This window comes from Psychrobacillus insolitus, assembly GCF_003254155.1.
Classification (GTDB): domain Bacteria; phylum Bacillota; class Bacilli; order Bacillales_A; family Planococcaceae; genus Psychrobacillus; species Psychrobacillus insolitus.
On record NZ_QKZI01000001.1, the window covers coordinates 163,515 to 185,893 of the forward strand.

16 protein-coding genes and 1 other annotated feature are annotated in these 22,379 nt (G+C 35.3%); of the genes, 14 read left to right on the top strand and 2 right to left on the bottom strand.

Translation table 11 applies throughout. The features are described from left to right. Nucleotides 1-74: 74 nt before the first annotated feature. Both C7437_RS00770 and C7437_RS00780 read left to right on the top strand, forming a co-directional pair. Entirely contained in the window at nt 75-731 is a 657-nt protein-coding gene (locus tag C7437_RS00770) for a hypothetical protein (protein ID WP_111437746.1), read from the top strand. Nucleotides 732-967: 236 nt separating this feature from the next. Beyond that, nucleotides 968-1,196: a binding site (T-box leader), on the top strand. A gap of 116 nt (nt 1,197-1,312) precedes the next feature. Further along, nucleotides 1,313-3,961 carry a valine--tRNA ligase gene (locus C7437_RS00780; RefSeq protein ID WP_111438946.1) on the top strand — a complete coding sequence of 883 codons (2,649 nt, stop codon included), beginning with the start codon at nt 1,313-1,315 and terminating at the stop codon, nt 3,959-3,961. A 53-nt stretch (nt 3,962-4,014) separates the two neighbouring features. Here C7437_RS00780 and C7437_RS00785 read toward each other — a convergent pair whose 3' ends face one another. Then, a complete protein-coding gene (locus C7437_RS00785) occupies nt 4,015-4,806 on the bottom strand; it encodes an ATP-grasp domain-containing protein (RefSeq protein ID WP_111437748.1) in 792 nt (263 codons plus the stop codon). Beyond that, nucleotides 4,803-5,681, bottom strand: coding sequence for an ATP-grasp domain-containing protein (locus tag C7437_RS00790; RefSeq protein ID WP_111437749.1), 879 nt, complete (start codon nt 5,679-5,681; stop codon nt 4,803-4,805). Before C7437_RS00790 ends, C7437_RS00785 begins: the two co-directional genes overlap by 4 nt. An 86-nt stretch (nt 5,682-5,767) precedes the next feature. On the opposite strand from C7437_RS00790, the gene C7437_RS00795 reads away from it, so the two are divergent. The 12 genes from C7437_RS00795 to C7437_RS00850 all read left to right on the top strand — a co-directional run bounded on the left by C7437_RS00795 (nt 5,768) and on the right by C7437_RS00850 (nt 22,195). After that, complete coding sequence (locus tag C7437_RS00795) at nt 5,768-6,991, top strand: bifunctional folylpolyglutamate synthase/dihydrofolate synthase (protein ID WP_111437750.1); 1,224 nt, start codon at nt 5,768-5,770, stop codon at nt 6,989-6,991. A gap of 98 nt (nt 6,992-7,089) precedes the next feature. After that, a complete protein-coding gene (locus tag C7437_RS00800; RefSeq protein ID WP_111437751.1) occupies nt 7,090-8,784 on the top strand; it encodes a sensor domain-containing diguanylate cyclase in 1,695 nt (564 codons plus the stop codon). A 689-nt stretch (nt 8,785-9,473) separates the two neighbouring features. Further along, a complete protein-coding gene (gene pelF / locus C7437_RS00805; RefSeq protein ID WP_111437752.1) occupies nt 9,474-11,285 on the top strand; it encodes a GT4 family glycosyltransferase PelF in 1,812 nt (603 codons plus the stop codon). After that, entirely contained in the window at nt 11,257-11,697 is a 441-nt protein-coding gene (locus C7437_RS00810) for a hypothetical protein (RefSeq protein ID WP_111437753.1), read from the top strand. Before pelF ends, C7437_RS00810 begins: the two co-directional genes overlap by 29 nt. Further along, complete coding sequence (locus tag C7437_RS00815; RefSeq protein WP_111437754.1) at nt 11,698-12,561, top strand: hypothetical protein; 864 nt, start codon at nt 11,698-11,700, stop codon at nt 12,559-12,561. Nucleotide 12,562: 1 nt separating this feature from the next. Beyond that, nucleotides 12,563-14,158 carry a hypothetical protein gene (locus tag C7437_RS00820; protein WP_111437755.1) on the top strand — a complete coding sequence of 532 codons (1,596 nt, stop codon included), beginning with the start codon at nt 12,563-12,565 and terminating at the stop codon, nt 14,156-14,158. A 15-nt stretch (nt 14,159-14,173) separates the two neighbouring features. Continuing rightward, the gene (locus tag C7437_RS00825) at nt 14,174-16,168 is read left to right on the top strand and encodes a hypothetical protein (RefSeq protein ID WP_111437756.1); all 1,995 of its coding nucleotides are present in this window, start codon (nt 14,174-14,176) and stop codon (nt 16,166-16,168) included. 14 nt (nt 16,169-16,182) lie between these two features. Beyond that, nucleotides 16,183-18,192, top strand: a complete 2,010-nt coding sequence (locus tag C7437_RS00830) for a hypothetical protein (RefSeq protein WP_111437757.1) — start codon at nt 16,183-16,185, stop codon at nt 18,190-18,192. Nucleotides 18,193-18,363: 171 nt separating this feature from the next. Continuing rightward, nucleotides 18,364-19,734, top strand: a complete 1,371-nt coding sequence (murJ, locus tag C7437_RS00835) for a murein biosynthesis integral membrane protein MurJ (protein ID WP_111437758.1) — start codon at nt 18,364-18,366, stop codon at nt 19,732-19,734. Further along, nucleotides 19,727-20,464: a glycosyltransferase family 2 protein gene (locus tag C7437_RS00840; protein WP_111437759.1), complete on the top strand. Its 738-nt coding sequence runs from the start codon at nt 19,727-19,729 to the stop codon at nt 20,462-20,464. Before murJ ends, C7437_RS00840 begins: the two co-directional genes overlap by 8 nt. A 5-nt stretch (nt 20,465-20,469) precedes the next feature. Then, entirely contained in the window at nt 20,470-20,847 is a 378-nt protein-coding gene (locus tag C7437_RS00845) for a DUF2304 domain-containing protein (protein ID WP_245909221.1), read from the top strand. A 133-nt stretch (nt 20,848-20,980) separates the two neighbouring features. Next, nucleotides 20,981-22,195, top strand: a complete 1,215-nt coding sequence (locus tag C7437_RS00850) for a hypothetical protein (protein WP_146249606.1) — start codon at nt 20,981-20,983, stop codon at nt 22,193-22,195. Nucleotides 22,196-22,379 lie beyond the last annotated feature (184 nt).

Sequence of the window (22,379 nt, forward strand, 5' to 3'; positions counted from 1 at the left end):
TAGAAATATTTAAGGCATTTCTCATATTTCCCATTGTCCAATCATAAGTTGTCCTATATGAAGGAGGATGACTTATGGAAGTAAAAACATGGGATGTAAAAGAACAGTTTCTTTTTCCTCAAAGTTTCGGCATACCAAAAGATATAAAAGACGCGGTGGTAACACCTCAGATTGAGCAAAAAGAAACAGATGATAGCATTCAAATTGTAGGTATATATCACATCACCTGCCATGTGGAGTTTGAAGAGGGTGAACATACACATCATGGTGAAAGTGAATTCACACAAATTGAAGATCTAGATGTACAAGGGGAAATAGGTTACTTTGAATACGCTGTGCCGATGAGTGTGGAAATTTTAAAAAGTAAAGTAGAGCCGGGAAGTTCACCGACTTTAAACGTGCAGCAAATTAAATATAAAACAGCAGAACATGCATCGATTGAAATTAGTTGGTCCGTTCAATGTGAATTTGAAACGGCAAAACCAGTTGTACTAGAAATGCCTAAACTAGAAGTTGACGTACCCAAAAAAGAAGTTGAAATGCCTAAACAAGAAGTAGAAATACCCAATCAAGAAATTGAAGTTCAAGCAGTGGAAGAAGCGATTGTGATTCCTCAAGAACAATCGGAGCTTCAATTCATTTTTGACTTGGACGATGGGTATACAAAGCATACTTTCCCATCAAATAATATCCTTGTAAAGCAAAAAGCAGATGAAGCACAGCAAGACTAGTAAAATAAAGTCACCGGTTGTCGGGACGATTAATACACGTATTAACTGAAATGCACTAAGTGGGATGATGAAGCCTTTACAATAAAATCGTGTTTTCCGTAGCCAATCGGGTAGCAAATACGGGTTATACCCTTTTCGTTTCATATCTATATTCTCCTTTCGATAGACTTGACGTTAAATAGGTGTATTAGGTACAATAAGACTAATTGAAATGCGCCTTGGCGTATAATTAAATATAGGATGTGTTGAGTGGGAAGAGTAAAATGACTTGATTATCAACAGAAAGGAAACAATTTGCTGAAATGTTTCCGTTAGTCAGCTTTTGAAAGTAGCCCAGGAGCAGTTTTTGTGAACTTCTAGTAGCAAAATTCCGGTTTGAAGCCGTTATCTAATTGAGAGCGTGATGTGTAATTTTTGCATCTGCGAATAAAGGTGGTACCGCGAACAAACTCCTTCGTCCTTTAATGACGATGGGAGTTTTTTTATATTCACCAAAAGATACATATCGGACTAGCAAAAGCAGCCTTGCCTGTCGGGGCATAATAGGCGCTTACGCTTTTCGGAATAGGAGGAACAAGATGATGACAAATGAACAACCAACAACGATGCCAACTAAATACGATCCACAAACGATTGAAAAAGGGCGCTATGAGTGGTGGCTTGAAGGGAAATTCTTCGAAGCCCATCCAGAAAGCGAAAAAGAACCGTACACAATCGTTATTCCACCACCAAATGTAACAGGGAAATTACACTTAGGTCACGCTTGGGATACCGCATTGCAAGATATTATGACTCGTATGAAACGTATGCAAGGATATGATGTACTTTGGCTTCCTGGTATGGACCATGCAGGTATTGCAACACAAGCAAAAGTAGAAGAAAAACTACGCGCTGAAAACATTTCAAGATATGATCTAGGTCGCGAAAAATTTGTAGAAGAAACATGGAAATGGAAAGAAGAGTACGCAGGTCATATTCGTACACAATGGTCAAAACTTGGCCTAGGTCTAGATTATTCTCGTGAACGTTTCACATTAGATGAAGGATTATCAAATGCTGTAAAAGAAGTATTCGTAAAATTGTATAATAAGAAACTAATTTACCGCGGCGAATATATCATTAACTGGGATCCTGCAACGAAAACAGCACTTTCTGATATTGAAGTAATCCATAAGGATGTACAGGGTGCATTCTATCATATGCATTACCCACTAGCAGATGGTACTGGAACAATCGACGTTGCGACAACTCGCCCGGAAACAATGCTTGGAGATACTGCTGTTGCTGTACATCCAGAAGATGAACGCTACAAACATTTAATCGGAAAAACAGTTATGCTTCCGATTGTTAATCGTGAAATTCCAATTGTTGGCGATGATTACGTAGATATGGAATTTGGTAGTGGAGCAGTTAAAATTACACCTGCACATGACCCGAATGACTTTGAAATTGGTAACCGTCATAATTTACAACGTATTTTGGTTATGAATGAAGACGGTACAATGAATAGAAACGCTGGTATCTACGATGGAATGGACCGTTTTGATTGCCGTAAAAAAATCGTAAAAGATTTACAAGATGCAGGTATTTTATTCAAAATTGAAGATCATTTACATTCTGTAGGACATTCAGAGCGTAGTGGAGCAGTTGTAGAACCGTATTTGTCTACACAATGGTTTGTGAAAATGCAACCACTTGCAGAAGAAGCGATTAAGTTACAAGAAACGGAAGGTAAAGTAAACTTTGTACCAGATCGTTTTGAGAAAACGTACTTACGCTGGATGGAAAATGTACATGACTGGTGTATTTCTCGTCAATTATGGTGGGGACATCGAATTCCTGCTTGGTACCATAAAGAAACAGGAGAAATATATGTAGGACATGAAGCTCCAGCAGACGCTGAAAACTGGGATCAAGATAACGATGTTTTAGATACTTGGTTCTCTTCTGCACTATGGCCTTTCTCAACACTAGGCTGGCCAGATGGTGAAAACGAAGAGTTTAAAAAGTATTACCCAACGAATGCACTAGTAACTGGTTATGACATTATATTCTTCTGGGTTTCTCGTATGATTTTCCAAGGAATTGAATTTACAGGAACACGTCCGTTCGATGATGTTCTTATTCATGGTCTAGTGCGTGCAGAAGACGGCCGTAAGATGTCGAAATCGCTAGGCAATGGTATTGACCCAATGGACGTAATTGACCAATATGGTGCCGATTCATTACGCTATTTCTTAAGTACTGGTTCATCTCCAGGGCAAGATTTGCGTTACTCTACGGAAAAAGTAGAAGCAGTTTGGAACTTTGCCAATAAAATTTGGAATGCGTCTCGTTTTGCATTGATGAATATGGACGGCTTGAAGTTTGAAGAAATTAACTTGGACGGCAAAAAGTCAGTTGCAGATGCATGGATTTTAACTCGTTTGAACGAAACAATCGAACAAGTTACAAGACTTTCTGAAAGATATGAGTTCGGTGAAGTAGGTCGTGCGCTTTACAACTTTATCTGGGATGACTTCTGTGACTGGTACATCGAAATGTCGAAACTTCCGCTAAATGGGGAAGACGAAGAAGCAAAACTCATGACTCGTTCGGTACTTGCGTATGTATTAGACAACACTATGCGTTTATTACACCCATTCATGCCATTTATCACAGAAGAAATTTGGCAAAACCTTCCGCATGAAGGGGAATCAATTACAGTAGCTGCTTGGCCAACTGTAAACGAATCACTGTCAAACAAAGAAGAAGCTGCTAGCATGAAATTACTTGCTGAAATCATTCGTTCTGTTCGTAACATCCGTTCAGAAGTACAAACACCAATGAGCAAAAAAGTGCCATTGTACATTTCAGCGAAGGATGCAGATACATTGGCAGTATTAGAAGCAAATGCAAAATACTTAGATCGTTTCTGTAATCCAGAACCTCTTGTGATTGGACAAGGTATTGAAGCACCAGGGCAATCGATGTCTGCAGTAGTAACGGGAGCAGTATTATATCTTCCATTACAAGGATTAATCGATATTGATGCAGAAAGAGCGCGTCTTGAAAAAGAATTAGAGAAGTGGGCAAAAGAAGTGAAGTTAGTTCAAGGGAAACTATCGAATGAACGCTTTGTTTCAAAAGCACCAGAAGCCGTAGTAGCAGAAGAACGTGCAAAAGAACAAGATTATAGAGAAAAACATGCGATCGTGTTGAGTCGCATAGAAGAACTTAAAAATATTTAATATTAAAATAAGAGTGCAGCCGAATGTAATATTCGGTTGCACTCTTCTTCATTTCAAGTAATTTCTTGACGTATATACTCCATAATAGAAACTGCAATATCTTTTCCGGTTGTTTCATAATAAGATCTAGCTCCAACTGGATCTTCTATTTCATTGAACAGCCAATTTCCGTCAGGGAGTAGTAAAAAGTCGATTCCGATGTAGTCGCTTTTTAGAGCAAGTGCAATTTTTTCGACTTCTGCAAGTTGCTTTGCGTCTAACGAATAGGGTTCGACTGTGCCGCCTAGGGTGAAGTTCGATTTAAAGCTATCTTTTCCTCCAATACGTTTAACTGCGCCAATCACTTCCTTGCCGAGCATGAATACACGGATATCCGTTGCGTTAGATTCGATAAATGGTTGTGCAATGATTGTTTGATCTGGGTGATTACTCATAAACTCTTCTGCATTTACTAGAGAATTAACCAGTTCTACTTGTGAGCCGCCGTGTCCGTCCACTGTTTTTAAGACTATAGGGAATTCCCGAAGATTAGTAGCTGCTAGAATTTTTCTTGTTGGCACTGTAGCTATTCCTAATAGTTGAACAAGTTGAATGGCTTTCCATTTATCATTGGCGATGACGTTTACTTCTGCCCGATTGAACATTGGGATATTGCGTTGTTCTAATTCTTTTGCTAGTTTGGGATTTCTTGCTCGAAAGAAAAAGAAGTCTGAATCTGGAATTTGTTGTTTGTCATCGATTACGCTTAACTCGATGTTATTTGACTTCGCTGCTTGAATGAGTAGGTTGATAAATCCTTGGTTTCGTTGGATTTCGTTTAATTCGTATATAAGCAAGCCTTTCATATAGTAACAGCTCCAACCTTTGAAAGGATGTAGGAAATCATCGCGTCGCCTACATTTATGCCTGTTACATTATACAAGTTACGAATATGGGCAGCGCCGTTCACTTCACAAACTAGCGGCTCTTCGTTTTCTCCAAACAGTAAATCAACTCCAGCAAACTCTGCACCAAGTACTCTCGCTGCATCTAGGGCTACTTCTTTTTGGCGATCCGTCAGCGTAATAACAGATGCGGTACCACCATTTGTAATATTCGCACGGAAATCTGTTTCGGAATGGCGATACATGCAAGCAATTACTTGTCCTCCCACTACATTGACGCGAATATCGCGACCTTGACTGGAAGCGATGAATTCTTGAAAAATATATTCTATGCCATTTAGTTGTTCTACTTTTTCATAAAACTGTTCTTCCGTTTCGATTAAATAGACTTTCATGCCAAATGACCCGTGTGCTTCTTTCATAATCATCGGCAAGCCTAGAGTATCTAGTACGTTTTCGTAGTATCCGGAATGTTGAATAGTGAATTTGGCATATACTTTTGGAGCAATGATTGTTCTCGGCATGGGAATATTGTTTTGTGCGAGTATCATATATTGACGGGCTTTATTGTCACAAGTTTCAATCACGTCTGGATCATTGAAAACTGGAATGCCTTGGTTTTTTAGGAACTTGCCTAGTAATATATCTTTATCCAAAAATACAACAAAATCCGGCTTGTTTTGTAGACCTAGTTGTACGTCCATTAGTACTTCATAGTTTTTTAGAACTGTCGCGTGAATACCTTGTCTTTCTGCTGCCTCTTTTAGGAGCAGTGCTTGATCGATGAATTTTTCGGATGTAAGACTGCCATTGTATACGATCCAACATGTTTGCATAGTTTTACCTCCAAGAGTGCGTGTTATAATTGTATTTACAAGATAGTTTAGCATGAAAATAACGATGACGGAATAGGGTGAAGTAAATGGAAATAACTAATTTCAAACAATATAAAGAAAAATGGCAGATAGAAAGTGAAACAATAATAAAACCAGGATTGGAATCGATCCAAACTGCATTAACAAAACTGAGCAACCCACAAGACAAACATCGCACGATCCATCTAGCGGGTACTAACGGGAAAGGTTCCACAATTGCATTTCTAAGTGCAATTGCAAAAGAGCATGGACTTTCATATGGCTCGTTTACATCACCGAGCATAATAGATGTGCACGATCAAATTCAATTAAACGGAAATAATGTTACGTCAGATCAGATGGACCGAGCTTTTCAAAAAATACAGAAAGCAGACTTAAGTGGCATGCTAACAGAATTTGAATTATTGACGGCTGTTGCATTTCTAGTATTTGAACATCAAGAGCTCGATGTTGTATTTGTAGAAGCAGGAATGGGTGGAAGATTTGATAGTACAAATGTCATGAAGCAGTCCATTGCAGTAATTCCAAGTATATCAATCGACCACACAAATTTTTTAGGAGAAACTGTCGAAGAAATTAGTTGGCATAAGGCAGGAATATTGAAGGACAATAGCCAATTAGTAGTAGGGCACTTAAAAGAAAAAGCGAGACAAGTTGTAATGGAAGAAGCAAAGAAGAAAAACAGTTCTGTTTTAGCATATGAACGTGAATTTTTTGTACAGGAAAACACATATACATATGACAATAAGCAATTTAAAAAATTGTATCCACGCATGCTTGGAAATCACCAATTATCGAATATGTCACTAGCGATTACAGCGTTAATAGCAAGTGGGTTTGAATTAGAAGAAAGTAAACTGCAACAAGCAGTGAAGAATGCTTCTTTAAGAGGTCGGATGGAGCAAGTACAAGAATATCTGTACTTTGATGGTGCACATAACCAAGCGAGTATTGATGCATTAGTAGAAACGGTCAAACAACATTTTCAACATAAACGAATCCATTTTATAGTGGGGATATTAAAAGACAAAGATTACTTGTATATGCTTAGGAAATTAGAAGAGGTTGGAAGTTCTTTCGAGTTCGTTGATTTTGACCATGAACGCGCTTTACCTGCATCTGTTTTATATGAAAGTAGTTTAATGGAAAATAAATGCGTTACTAAAGGCTCAGGGGAATTAAATATTGAAACTATTGATGAAAATATCATTACTATAGTCACTGGTTCTCTTTATTTAATTTCAGAAATTAGAGAAAAAATAGGTAAATAATATTGGGATATAATGGGTGCAAAAGCGCTATTATTATATGATAGTGAATCACGTAAAAAGTAGTGGTAAAATGATACTAAAAGGAGATTAATAGTCCTGTGTATAATTCAATTAAAGTAAAAAAGAATATTTTCATATTGTGGCTATTAGTCATACCTTTAGGTACATACTTAGTTTACCAATATGCCCCAAGTAGACAAATAGAGTGGGATTCCTATATTCCCTTTATATTATTAGCGTTGTTAATCACATTTTTTCCTATTTTTATAGGTAGAACAACTTTATTTCTCATTCAATGGGTAAGTTTAGCAGTGTTTTTGAATTACGGAATTTTAGCGGAACTTATCCTAATGCAACTCTGTTTAATACCATTAGTGTATCGGATGAAAAAGGGGATTGTGGATTTCGACCGAATTGTCTATAGTTCCTTCATTTTTTTTGTTACATCTGTAGTGTGTGGGCTCCTTGTCCATGCGCTAGGATTTAACTTTGGGACGCTTGTTACACAAGAGGTGGTTCTATTCGCTGCAATCTATACTATTGGTGTCTTCATTTTAAATCAATTGATCCTGTATATGTGGGATTATGTCACTAATAAAAAATGTAAATTTTTTAAAGCGGATCTTAAATGGGACCTAGCTGGTATTGCTATGACATTACCGTTTGGTTTAAGTTTGTATTTTTTAGAAAGCTATGTTGGATCTAGTGCTATATTATTACTTGGTGTTCCTTTTTTGATGATTACAATACTTGTTCGTTTATATAATAACTCCGAGCGAGTAAATGCAGATTTACATAAAGCGGTTGAATTTGGTCATGAATTAGCAGAACGCATGACCGGGAATGAAATTGTAGATGTGTTTTTTGATCGAATTACGAAAATGTTCTCCATAGATTCTGCCTATATGGTCGACTATATGCATGGACAATTTGTCGTTTTACGAGCGTTGGAAGACGGAGAAGCAAAAGAACTCCATTTTGCAAATGAAGATTTCCTGTCCAGTTTAGTAGATCTCGCTTATGAAACAGGAGAGCCAAACTTGTATAATAAACAAAAAGAATGGATTGCTCGTAAACCGCCATTCCTTTCTTTAGAAATGCAAAGCGTCATGAGTGTACCTATATATCGCAATAAAAAGATTGAAGGGGTACTCATCGTTGCATCTAGAAAAAAACATCATTTTGAAGCCTACCAACTAAAAATTGTGCATCTTTTGAGTTCGTACTTTGCAGTTTCTATAGAAAAAGCAAAATACGTAAGGGAAGCGGTTGCAAAAAGTGAGAGATGTGAACTTACACAGTTATACAATTACAATTATTTAGTGGGACAGCTCGAAAGCGACATGGAACGATTAGCACTACGTCAATATAGTTCTTTATCTCTCATCCTGCTCGATATTGATAAATTTAAACACGTCAATGACACCTATGGCCATCATAGTGGAAATCTCATCTTAAAAGAGTTTGCTACAGTCATTCAAAATGAAATGGGACCAAATGGAACTGTCGCAAGATACGGCGGAGAAGAATTCGTCATCCTGTTACCAAACTATACAAAAACAGAAGCACTAAACATCGCAGAACAACTACGCGCCAAAATCGAACGAACACCATTTATTGTTCAGCAAGATTTAGCTGCTCGAACAATCGAAGAAATTATCTTCATAACGGCGAGTATCGGAGTGTCGACTGCACCAGAAGATAGCGTGGACCTTTTGAGAAACGCAGACCGTGCATTATATATTGGTGCGAAACAAGCGGGTAGGAATCGAGTTGCAGAGTACGTGAAATAAAAGGAAGTTGTCTCACAGTGATTGTGAGACAACTTCTTTTTTTGTTATAAATTTTCCTTTTCATGCTATTTGTGGCTAATACAGAAATCTGCCGCACAAAACGATTCGCTCAAAAGAAAAGTCTCCAATTTCTTAAATGGGCAAAAGTGACATACGACATAATTTAGAATAAGTGCAAAAACAGGAAAAAAGTCCCCATTTGCACTTAATTACAGTTATGTCGTATACCGATTTTGCTATATTTTATAAATCGTGAAAAATAATTTAAGCAGAAATATTAAACATGTAGCGGAATAGGATGACTACCTGTATTTAGAAACACCGGGGCGGGTCACGAAACAAAATCGAATCAAACCAACTAAGCCTTCTTTTTTTAGACTCAAATGTTCCCCAATTTGTGGCTAACTCCTCGGCGTTGTGTTGGTTTTTCTGGAAAGAAGGAAAGAGCCAAGAAAGTTAAATTATATCCCAAATTTAACACTATTTAATAGATATGCATCGCTAGTGGCAACATACCTAAAGTTGGTGTCATGAAGAATATGGAATGAGTAGTTTGTAACTGGCATACGATATACAAAATAATAAATAGGAATGGTGATAATTTGAAAGTACTGATTATTTGTGGTACAAGTTTTATAGGTTTTTTTATAAGTCTTGTAAAGATCTAAAATTTATCGATTTAGAAGCGGGTGAGGAGAACGGAAAAGTTAAAAGTATTACTTTCAACAGAAGGAACTTATCCTTTTCATGAAGGTGGGGTAAGTACATGGTGTAAAATTTTAATAGAGAAACTTGATATGGTTGATTACCTTTTATACAGTGTTGTGACCAATCCATTTATAATTCAAAAATTCCAACTCCCAGAATCAACCAGTCTTATTAAAGTTCCTTTATGGGGCACAGAGGAACCAAGCGAACACTTAATAACTCCCTTTTCGCATATCTACCTACAAAAGAAACAAACAACGACGCAACTCATTGAAGCTCTATTTATTCCGCTGTTTAAAGAGTTAATCCAAGAAATAATAAGTCCTAAAAAGAACCCTGAAAAATTTGGAATAACAATCGTCCAACTGTATAGGTATTTTCAAGAGTACGAGTATAAAGAAACGTTCAAATCTGAAATTACTTGGAATACGTACAAAAAACTGATCTTAGAATCAGTTGAAGATCCTGAGTATAAATTGACACAACCTGATATATATGCTCTGATTCAAAGCTTAGGATGGGTGTATCGATTTTTGAACATCATTAACACCCCCGTCCCAAAATCGAATGTGAGCCATTCTTCGGCTTCCGCATTTTGCGGAATTCCATGTGTAATTGCAAAACTTGAACACAAAACACCATTTTTACTAACTGAACATGGGGTCTATTTAAGGGAGCAGTATTTGTCTCTATCTAAAAGAAACCTTTCTTCTTTTTTGAATATTTTCTTAATCCGTTTTATTCATTCTATTAATACATTGAACTATCACTATGCTGATCAAGTATCTCCGGTCTGTCATTACAATACAAGATGGGAAACTAAATTAGGAGTTGATCGAGAAATTATCGAGGTCATCCATAACGGAGTAGACAAAGATATTTTTAGAGAAGCTGAAAAAATAGAACGACTTAATCCTACGGTCGTATCTGTAGCACGTATAGATCCAATTAAAGATATTGTTTCATTAATTAAAAGCGCCGCAATTGTAAAAAAATCTATTCCTAACGTGAAATTTATTGTTTATGGTTCAATCTCCGTACAAGAATATTATGAAGAATGTCTAGCTCTTCAAAAGAAGTTAAATCTTGAAGAGACTTTTATTTTTGCTGGACATATAACGAACATGGTTGCTGCGTATCATGCAGGAGACGTTATTGCTCTTTCTAGTATTTCTGAAGCATTCCCATATTCTGTTGTGGAAGCAATGATGACTGGAAAGCCGGTTGTCGCTACAGATGTTGGGGGGATTAGAGAAGCGCTTGGAAACACTGGATATCTAGTGACACCTAGGGATTCAGAGGAATTTGCAAATGCCATCACCACTCTATTAAATGATTCTAATCTCAGAGAAACAATGGGAAGAGATGCGAGGGAGCGAGCGTTAAAGTATTTCACATTGGAAAAAGTACTCGACCAACATTTGAAAACGTATATTAAACTCGCTACGCATGCTAATGAAAAAATGCCTGATGTTACAGAAGATGAATCCAATAATGCACTAGTAGTGAATTTACAAAAGTTATATAGCGAAAAGGCTTATGCATTATTATCAAATGGTTTTTATCAAGAAGCAATCGAGCAATTTCGTCTAGCCATTGATGTAGATTCGTCCACACCAGCAGCATTCAGGTATATCACTGAAATCGTAAAAGCCTATCATCATTTAGGTGACTCTGAAAAAGCGCAAAATGAAATGGAAAAATTACAACAATCCATTCGTTCCATTCATGATGAAAACAAAATAATAGTTGGGAGTGAGGTAGGTGGATATAGAAGAGACAATATCAAATAAAAAAACGCTCACTGGATATTCCTCCAAGAGCGTTGCGGAGTATATTCAGTCGTTACAAGAAAAGTATCAAAAAGAAATAAAGAATTTAAAAGAAAAATTACTTATTGAAAAAGAAATGAATCAAAAGTTACAAGTAGAAGTAGAGCTAAAACAATCTATTTCACAAAATACAAGAATGGAACAAGAAATCAAAACAATATTGGAAGACGTGTTTGAACAACATGTTGTTCATACCAAGTCAATATTGGATTTCCAAAATGAGCTCAAAGAACAGGAATTCAACTATATCCAAGAACTTGAATTAAAGAAACAACAAAAACTATTAGCTAAAGAACGGCTACAAGAAGCGCTTCAATACTTTAAGGTATTACCAGGAACTCAAATTGAGGTCAAGAAAGTGCAGATTAAATAGATGAAAGAGAAATGGTTTGGATTAAAAAAAGATCCCATTAATCAGGTCATTCAGAAAATAGAGAGTATTTTTCAGTATAATCAAATTGAAATTGAATTTGAATTAAAAAAATTGACTAAAGAAAACAACAAACTTAAAACTCAACTAAAAGAGTACTCTAATAAAGTATTAAACTCACATGATGGTCAATTATTATGGGAACTTGGTAAGGAACGCATAAGTAAAATTACCAATCACCTACAAGAACAAACAGATATTGAGATGCAGGAACTCAAACATTTTTATTCTGAGAGAAACAAATTAATTCAGCTTCAATTAGAAGAAATAGATTTAGAAATACAATCGATAGAACATAAGTTTACTAAGATAGGTCAACAAATAGCTAATATGATAGAACAATTGGAAGTAGAGGAGACCCATGAAGATTCTATACAATTTTCAAACGAAAATTATGTCCTGGTAAACGATATAGACCAAAATACGGAAGATAACTTAGACAAGGATGACTTAAATCTAGTAGAAGAGGAACAATCCAATGACGAAAATCCTAGTGGAAAAAATTTACTGACGGCTCAAAGCTTATCTGAAAGCAGAGAAATCTCCAGTAAATCAGAAAAGAAATTGGAAGAAGCAAACGAGTCAATTCGTCTTGGAGAAGACAATCTCATTGAACAAATTAATTCGATTAAATCTCGGTATATAGTTGGGAAAATGGCAGGTAAAGATTTATATGATTCACAAGGTAATCTTATTATTTCTAAATCCCAGATCATTACTTCGCAGGTGGTGAATAAAGCACATTGTGAAGGGGAATTAGCTGAACTTATTGTGAATATGAAGATTTCTGGACTGGGGGAGGATTAATTTGGAAAAACACAGCCCAGGGTTAAAGAAAACTGCTAAATTCATTCAGCTACTTAATGAAGTATTAGAAATACACTCTCATCCACAAGACTCATATGAAATTGCTGCACTGCTTGAATCAATGGGCTGGAATGATGATCGAGTTTCTATGGAGTTTGGAGTAAATGATATTTTTGATTTAGCTGATCAGATGTGGGAAGAGGCCAAATCTAAAATAGGTTATCAAACATTTTCCGGGGTAGAAAAACAAAGTAATTCAATTTTGATTGTTTCCATGATTCGAAGCTTTCTAAGGGGTCTAATTTTTGCTTTTCCAATGGCGATATCAATTTTCGCTATGCTGAGCTTAAAATTCTCTTTATGGTCTTATCAATACTTGTCGTTGGATCAGGCAACTAGTATTGCAATTGGTACAATTTTGAGTTTTGTTCTTGTCGGTGGATTTACCCAAGCCATCGCAAGGCGTGGATATTTCTTTTTAATTCAAGGATATTACAATTTAGCACGTAGAAATACATTTATATTCATAGGAATTGGATTCGTTATTTGTTTTATCTTATCGATATTAATGATTGGATTAAATTTCATTTTTAATATGTTCTCTTATGAAATGATATTTCTAATGGTACTATACTTCTTTTTCTTAACTGGTATTTGGCTTTCTGTGACCGTCATGTACATTATGAAGAAAGAAATCATTTTTACAGTACTCATCATTTTTGGGATCTTCCTTGTTTATATCTTATTTATGCTTTTAGGTATCGACATTATCATTTCCCAATTAATCTCACTCTGTATTGTCTCTATTTGTAGTTTACTTTTAGTTTTATACTTTTTTAAAGTGGAAGAAAGAAAAAAGGATAAAGAAATCTCTAAACTTCCGCGATTTTCCATTACTTTGTATTCTGTTTGGCCCTACTTTTTTTATGGCTTTCTGTATTTTAGTTTCTTATTTATTGATCGTATTAATGCCTGGTCTAAAAATGAAGATTTTATGCCTTATGTTATCTGGTTTAGAGGTCAATACGAACTCGGATTGGATTTCGCTTTGCTCACAATCATTATTCCTATGGGAGTAAGTGAAGTAGTTGTAACCAGACTGATGTTCGATTTAGAAACAAGTCAAAAACAACATTTGGCAGTTGACAGCCATAAATTATATGAAAAGTTTTTAAAAATGTATAAAAGAATGACGGTTTTTATTTTGATTAGCACTGTTCTCAGTAGTTTTCTCATTTACCGCCTAATATTGTGGTATAACGATGTGTCTATCAGAATGAATAATGAAAATATATTGGAAAGTGAAGTCACCGTTTTTATTTTGTTTTGGGGAATTGTCTCTTATTCGATAATAGCCTTCTGCTTAATGAATGCGGTTATATTATTTGCACTTTCTCAACCTGGACGAGTAATAAAAGCCATCATACCTGCCTTATTAATTAATATGATTGTTGGTTTCTTATTAAGTCGATGGTTTGATTACCATTTAGCGGTTATTGGATTATTTGTGGGGTCAATTCTACTGTTGTATTTAACGACAAAAGCTGTTATAGAAGTGTTACAAAACTTAGATTATTATTTATACGCCGCTTCATAGGGGATGAACCTATCAATGACATACGCAACGATTGAAACACACTTGTTACCATTAGTTCACTATTTTATAGCATTTTGGTTTTTGTTCATCCTGTTACCGAAGTGGCTTTTTTCTACTGGCTATGAAGATAAGAGTGACAGATGGTTTGCCGCATATGTGAAGATGATTTTGTTCCTAATCTTTAGCGGATATTTCCTAGTTATCACTAAAATTTATGAAGTCCTTTCATTATTAGTAATAGTTATTGTCATCATAGGTTATCGATTTGTAAAACGTGAAAAAGAGAAAAAGACAGGTACTTTAAAGAATCGACTATTAAGACGAGTATTTAATTTGTTAGAAGGGTTAATTAAATTTAATTTTTTTGATACAAAAACCAAAATAGTAAATCTGTTCATTCAATTGGCATTGAATCTAAAACAAAGATTTAGTTGGATTTTATTACTAGAAGGATTGGCTTTGGCAGTTGTAATTGGTGGAGCATCCTATCTGCGTTTTTACGACGCCTTTGTTAATGCTGCACTTCCATTATCAGACAGTTACGTGACACTTGCTTGGATGAAATATATAGATGGTCGGGAATTATTCCACGACGGTATATATCCTCAAGGATTTCATATTTACTTAGCAACATTATTTAAATTTGCTGCAGTAGATTCATTATTTATACTCCGTTATACTGGACCGTTAAATACTGTCCTATTTACTTTAGGACTATACATGGTGATACGAAAGCTAACGAATAATGGAATAGGAGCAATTGTTGCGGCATTTATTTTCGGCATATATTGGGTAATCATGCCATTCAGTCCAATAGAAGTCGATCGTCAAGCCGCAACGAACTCACAAGAGTTTGCCTTTGTATTTGTTTTTCCAGCAATCTATTTTTTAATTAAATATGTAAGTAATAAGCGTAAAGAAGATTTACTAGTAGGCCTAATTTGTACAGCTATTATAGGTTTGGTACATACATTGGCCTTTGCGCTCCTGGTATTGCTAATAGGAATACTGATTGTTTGTGCATTACTAACTATTAAGGATAGTTTTAAGTCAGTCGTTCATATATTTATAGGGGGATTGTTAACGGTAGCCATCTCGTTAGTTCCTCTCGGAGCAGGGTATTTGTTAGGTCAAAGAATCCACTCTTCCTCTTTTGAGTATTTAGTTGATCGAAAAGAAGCCACTTATATGTATCCAGAGTTGACGTTTGTGCACTATACAGCACTAGGATTTTGTATACTCCTGATTTTATGTTTGTTTAGAAAAAAGAACACAAGTATAGACCGTTTTATTTTAGGATTCACGATCCTCGCGGGATGTAGTGTATTTACGCTATATTTTGTCGGAGGAACTTGGACTCAAAGTACGCTTATTGCAAATCGCTCAAGCGAATTGTGGGGGATTATACTCCCGTTTTGTGTAGGAATTTCCATTTCCTATCTATTTAAATGGCTGAAAGGAAAATGGAACTTTATTATATATATTCCCCTTCTATTATTGGTTTTCTCAACATGGGTACTAGATAAGCCAACGCCTATTATACCTTACAAACTAGAGCATGCTGAAAATATTGAGCAATACTTGAGAATACGCCATGAGTATTTACCTAAGACTTGGATGATCGTATCACAAACAGAGGGTTACTCTGTTTCACTAGGAACTGGATTTCATATGCATCTTGGTGACTTTCTTCAGAAATATGAACCTAAAGGGAAAACGTTGACCAAGATAGAGGGAGGAAAAGTTGATACTAGTCTTTCACAAAATATATTTATTTTTATGGAAAAAAATATATTCCAAGTACCAGAGTCTAATAGTGTATATGAATTACTAAAACCAGAATATGAAAGAAAAACGAAAGAATACAAACAATTATCTGAGTGGGTGAAAGATCATCAAAAGGCTGGATATGATGTTACGACTTATTTTGAAAATGAAAATATTCGGATTTATCACCTCCAAACATCTAAAGATGATTCACTTTTTCTAAAAAATTTTTGGGGTCATTAAGGAGGAGGGCTTCATTGGTAACAAGTTGGTTTGTGCTTTTGAAAATTGTGCTACTTATATTTCTTTTTCTTTTTGCCATTCCACTATCTGTTCAAATGTGGCGAGAGAAACAGGACTGGAAGGACCGTCTTCTCATTTCGATCATTCATACTCACTTGTTTATTATTCTCGTTGTTCATATGCTGGTTGCGGTGCATTTGTACGAAACATTTTCTTTAATTATTGTTTCTATAATCGCCTATATAGTAATACTCCGTAACAAAACTAAAAAAGAAATCATGTCACCAAGCAAAAAAATCCTGTTGTCTTTTATGCAGGCTACTGATCAAAAAGAATTTTTGATTGGATGGAGAAAAGAAACTCTTTCAAATGTCACTACTAGACTGAAGGTATTGAGTAAGGGGATTTTCAAGAAAATTTCTAGTCATCCTTTTTCAATACTAGTAATTCTACTATTGTTTTTTATGTCAGCGGCTATAAGATTTTATCATTCAGTTATCCATTATTATTATCCTTCATCCGATCCATACGTTCATTTAAAGTGGGTCAAGTTGCTCGGGGCAAATAAAATCTATGTTGATGGAGTTTATCCATTCGGGTTTGAGGCAATTATTTCGGCGTTCCACACTATTACTAATATAGATCCTTATTATATTCTTCGATTTTTAGGTCCTATATCAACTGTATTTCTTGTGTTTACCATTTACTATGTCATCCGAAAACATCGACCACAGGATTATTCAATTGCGATATTTGCATTACTCATCTATTTTATTAGTACTTTTCAATTCGGGTTTATTTGGCGGCAGTATTCATCTCTTTCCATGGAGTATGGAATTGCTTTTGTTCTTCCAGCCATTTACTTTTTTCTTGAATATATGAAAGAAAAAAGAATACAGTCTTTTTTGCTCAGTTTGGAATGCTTTTTATTAACAGTATTAATTCACCCGTATGCGGCCATTTGTTTATTTATTAGTTATGTTGTACTATTCGTTTTTTCTTTAAAGTATTTTTCACTACTTCATCTTTTAAAAATGGTGGGTGGCTTTGCTATTGCCGGGATAATTGGAGTCCTACCATTGGCAGTTGGTTTATTAAGTGGGATAGGGTTCCACGGTGAATCCATTGATTTTGTTCAGTCAAGTTTGAATGCAACCGAACCCTCTTTCAGGAATTTCACTATGGAGAATTTTTTTGGAAGAACGGAATATGTGCATGTATTGACATTCCTATGTATTAGTCTTTTGATGTTAGTCATACTTCTTCTCTTTCGAAAGAGAGTTTGGAGTGCAATCTATCCATTCCAAATATATATCGCAATTAGTTGTGCATTGTTTCTCTTTTACAAGGCTGACTGGATTGGTCTACCATCTTTGATGCTCCCATATCGCATCGAAGTTACGCTTGTGCTACTAACAAGTATTTCAATCTCCTCTATTCTAGTACTTATACCAAAAATGAAACTTACTAAAATAGTAAGTGCAGTAGTTATTATTGGGTACGTTTTTCTATCTTATCAAACGATTCCTTCCTATGTCTTACCAATAGGAAATCGGCTGCAATATGACGAATCGGTGGAAGCATATCTAAAAATTAAAGATGAGTTTTCTTTGCAAGAGTGGACAATTGTTTCCTCCATCGAAGAATACCCTTTAGTGATTGACTATGGTTGGCATTATAATTTGACTGATTTTATTACTAATATTTCAAAAGGGGAAGAATTGAAGTTTCCAACGAAGGATGTCTTTTTGTTCGTTGAAAAAATACCCGTAGGAATGAACCATAAAGTTACATCGGCAAATGTAACAGATTTTACCTTGCCAGCTCGTACAGAGATTTTGGATTTTTATCGTTTGCCCGAATATAGAAAAATGCTACATGAAAAGACATGGTACTGGATTGAAGGCGTGCAGGAAAAGCATCCAAATCTATTAACTGTCTATTTAGATACCGATCGATTTACTGTTTATCATATAGAACAAGATGTATTAAATCCATACGATGTTTCAAAATTATGGAGATAGGTAGTGGTGAAGAGATGAGTAAAGGTTTTAAAACTGTGGGAAACGAGTCAAATATATGAATCTAATGACAGACTTCCATCGAACGGTTTGAGATTTGAATTCACTCAGCTTATACCAGTTTCTAAATATCATCAAAGCCTCCATGAATCGACTTAGACTGGAGGAAGCGGTTTGGATGTAATTGAAAAAAAACAAAAAAGTTTCTGGCTGGTTCCTGTGCTGGTTCTCTTCAACTTATTACTTGCATTTGTTGCGTTTATAAAAGATATTGTTTTAGCTTCGTATTTTGGAACTAGTGGTATTGCTGATGCCATTAATTTAGCATTCTTTTTGCCTGATACACTAGGAAATAATCTGATAGGAGCTGCAATCGGAGTTTCTAGTATCCCGATTCTGACGAAGCTTTCTCTAAATGGATATTCATTATTATATCAAGAAACTATACAAAAAATAGGCGCCATTATCATTACAGGTACACTATTAATATTTATTACATCTCTCTTTCTCTTTCAACCTATATTACAATACTTTCCTTTAGAAAACCAAGAGTATTCATCGACTGTTTTTAACTACTTTCTGATTATGTCACCAATAATTTGTTGTGCTCCACTATGGATCATGGGGTCTTCTATATTGCAGGCATCTAGGAATTTCATTGTTCCGGCAATTACTCCAATACTCTTTAACTTTGTACTTCTAAGCGTGTTACTATGGTGCAAATGGCAAGGGACACCTCAAATAATCGGAGGTAAAGTATTCTCATATGCCAGCATAATTGGTACTTTACTTTGCGCCATTCTGACTTGGATTTATATTTTAAGTAAACAAAAGTGGAGTTGGTCTATAAAGACCTTTCATTTAAAAAGCGACTATACGGAAGTTAAGAAGGTGCTTTTAACGTTTTCTGCTTATGGGTTAGTTCTTTTATTTAGTCAAGTAGGGCTACTTGCTGAAAGATTTTTTGCAAGTTCACTTGAGTCTGGAACAATTGCTGCATTAACCTATGCTTATCGTTTATCACAGTTTCCTTTGTGGGTATTTATCGCTGCAATAACTACTTTTATACTACCAACAATTAGCTTTCAACTAGAAAAAAACGATTTCGAGTCATTAAAACGTGTTTTAATAAAATCACTTTTATTAGTGATTGGCAGCTCTGGTTTGATTTCGCTTGTTTTTGTATTTTTCTCAGAACAAATAGTAAGCATCCTCTTTTTAAGAGGTTCATTTACTATAAGTTCTGTACAACTTACAAGTGAGATTTTAAAAGGGTATGGTTTATCCATTATCGGTCAAAGTTTATATGTATTTTGCACTCGATATTATGTTGCTCAGGGGAGTATGAAGGTTCCTTTATACATTGGTCTAATAGGAAGTTGTTTAAATATAGCTCTCTTATTTACATTTGTTCCATGGCTAGGTGCAGGAGGAATTGGATATGCCATAGCTGTATCGTCTTCATTGAGCGGAGGGTTTCTACTTATCCATTTTATCCAAAATCTTCGTTATGTAGAAAAGAAAGGTGGAGAATCATTTGAATGATTTTTTAATCATCATTCCAGCATTTAATGAAGAGGAAAATATGGTAAGTGTCATCGGGACTTTAAGTCGGTTAAATAAACCATTTGATATTGTCATTATAGATGATGGGTCTACTGATCTAACCGCCCAAAAAGCAAATGAATGTGGGGCTGATGTCATCCGCCATCCTACCAATCTCGGATATTCAGCAGCGATTCAAACCGGTTTTAAATATGCAAAAAAGAAAAGCTATCCGTACGTTATTTTTTTTGATGGGGATGGTCAGCACGATTCATCCAATATCAGCGATATGATGGAAGCCATACAATTAGAAAATGTGGATGTCGTGATTGGATCAAGATTTCTTCAAAAAGGAAATATGAAAATAGGATTTAGTAAAAAGGTTGCCATCAATTTTTTTCAGCATATCATTCATTTAACTACTAATAAATGTATTACGGATCCTACGTCAGGTTTTAAAGCCTACAAAGCTAAGGTTTACGAAAAATTCACCAAATCTAGTGAGTTTTTTTATGATTTGCCGGATAGTAACTTTATCATAGACATCTTACTTAGGGATCTTAACATTTTAGAAATACCGGTCAACATGTTTAATAGACAATACGGGAAAAGTAAAATCCATACAACAGGATTAAAACCGGTTATCTACATGGCTCAAACGTTGTTAAGTATTCTTATTGTAGTAATTAAAAAAAAGAAAATTGTTAGGATTGGCGGGGATTTGAATTGAATAGTATGCTTCAAATCTTTTTAGTAGCATGTGCTATTTTATTTTCCATATTCGTCATCAGATTACTATTGAAGAACAAAATAGGCGAAAGAAACTCTGTTATTTGGCTTGGAGGGTTAATCGTTATTTTACTTATATCCGGTAACCCTACTTTATTTGATAAAATTGCCAGAGGGCTAGGTATACATTATCCTCCATCGTTATTATTTTTCCTTTCAAGCATAATCTTATTAACTTTTACTCTTTATCAAACGGTACAAATCACAAAACTTTCAACGAAAATCAAGGATATATCGCAATATATAGCGCTTGGTTGTGAAGAAGAACAGCATTCGAATATTCAATTGGAAAATGAACTCGAACATCATGCTAATGACGAATAGCTGGTCTTTTTTTTTAATAATTGCTGCTATAATCATATGGTATATCAGGTATTATAAAATACGCAATAAGAGGGATAATAGGGCAGCGAATTTTCTGGAATCTTTGAACCCTATACTAGGAATAGAAGAAAACTTGGATTTGATTTTAGCAAAAGTGCAAGGTATCGTTAAAGCTACAAATTTCACTTTTTATATGTATGATTTCTCCCAAGAGAATTACGTACTTAAGGCTGTAAGAAAATCGATAAATGATACAATGATTGCGCCATCTTATAGTGGGCTTTTACCTTATGAGAAACAACATATTAAATTTGCCATGACGTATCCCAAGGGAAATTTCCCATCTGAAACATTACTAGTTACGGAGGGGGAGGTTTCTATGGTCTTAATGCCTATTAGAGGCGAAATGGGGTTCGTTAAAATCGGTCCTATAAAAAAAATCCCTAAAAAAGACATCAAAATCTTGAATGAATATAGTGCGATCTTAGAGATTCCTATTAAAAAGTTGGTTGAGGAATGTGTAAATAATGATAAGCGAAGTAGAATTGATTTACAGACAAGTAATCGAAAAGAACGAATGCTTTTAGCTGAAAATTATGCTTTGTATTACGGTTATGGAAAAATGGAAGAGTTGTCCCAATTCGATTTAATAATTGTTGAGCCAAGCGGGTTTACAATACCGGAGTTTAAGCGATTAAAGAACAATAATAAAGTTATTTTTACGTATTTAAGTTTATTTGAGGTTCATCCCATGGATAATATATTTCAGGATTTAACAAAGGATGACTTATTATTTGTGGATGGAGAACCTTTGAAAAACTACGATTTTGGTACTTATTTAGTCAACCTACAATCTAAAAAATGGATGGACCATTTACTAAAAAATGTACAACATCATTTGGAAGAACTGGAAGCGGATGGTTTGTTTCTAGATACTATTGGTGATATTGAAAGTTCTTCCATTCCAGCATCTATCAAAAGAATACAAATGGATGCCATTATAAATTTTCTGCATGTCTTAAAGATACTCTATCCCACACATTTACTTATTCAAAACAATGGTCTAAATACAGTTTGCTTGGAAACGGCCCCTTATATTGACGGCATCTGCTGGGAGAATCCGTCATTTTCATTACCAGAGACTAAAGAGTGGACGGATCTAATAGTTGAACGATTATCACTGTTGAAGAAAGAATTTCAAATGAAGGTCTTTTTATTGTTAGAAGAGACGTTAGAAAATGAACGAAAGGCTTATTCTACAGCGAAAGATATCGCTAAGGCCAAAGACTTTCTTGTATACAATGCACCTGTGAACTATGTTGAAGCGATAAATGTGTTGACACGTTAATAAGAGAATCCCGGCCCCGCCCCTGTGTTAGCCTCAAATGCTTTCCAATTTGTGGCTAACACAGGGGCGGGTCACAAAACAAAATCCACCCAAAACAAGAAAGCGCTCCTCAAAAGATCACAAGAAAGCCAAGTAGAAGCGCGCCAAGGAGTTAGTCACAAATTGAAGGGGCATTTGTGTCGAA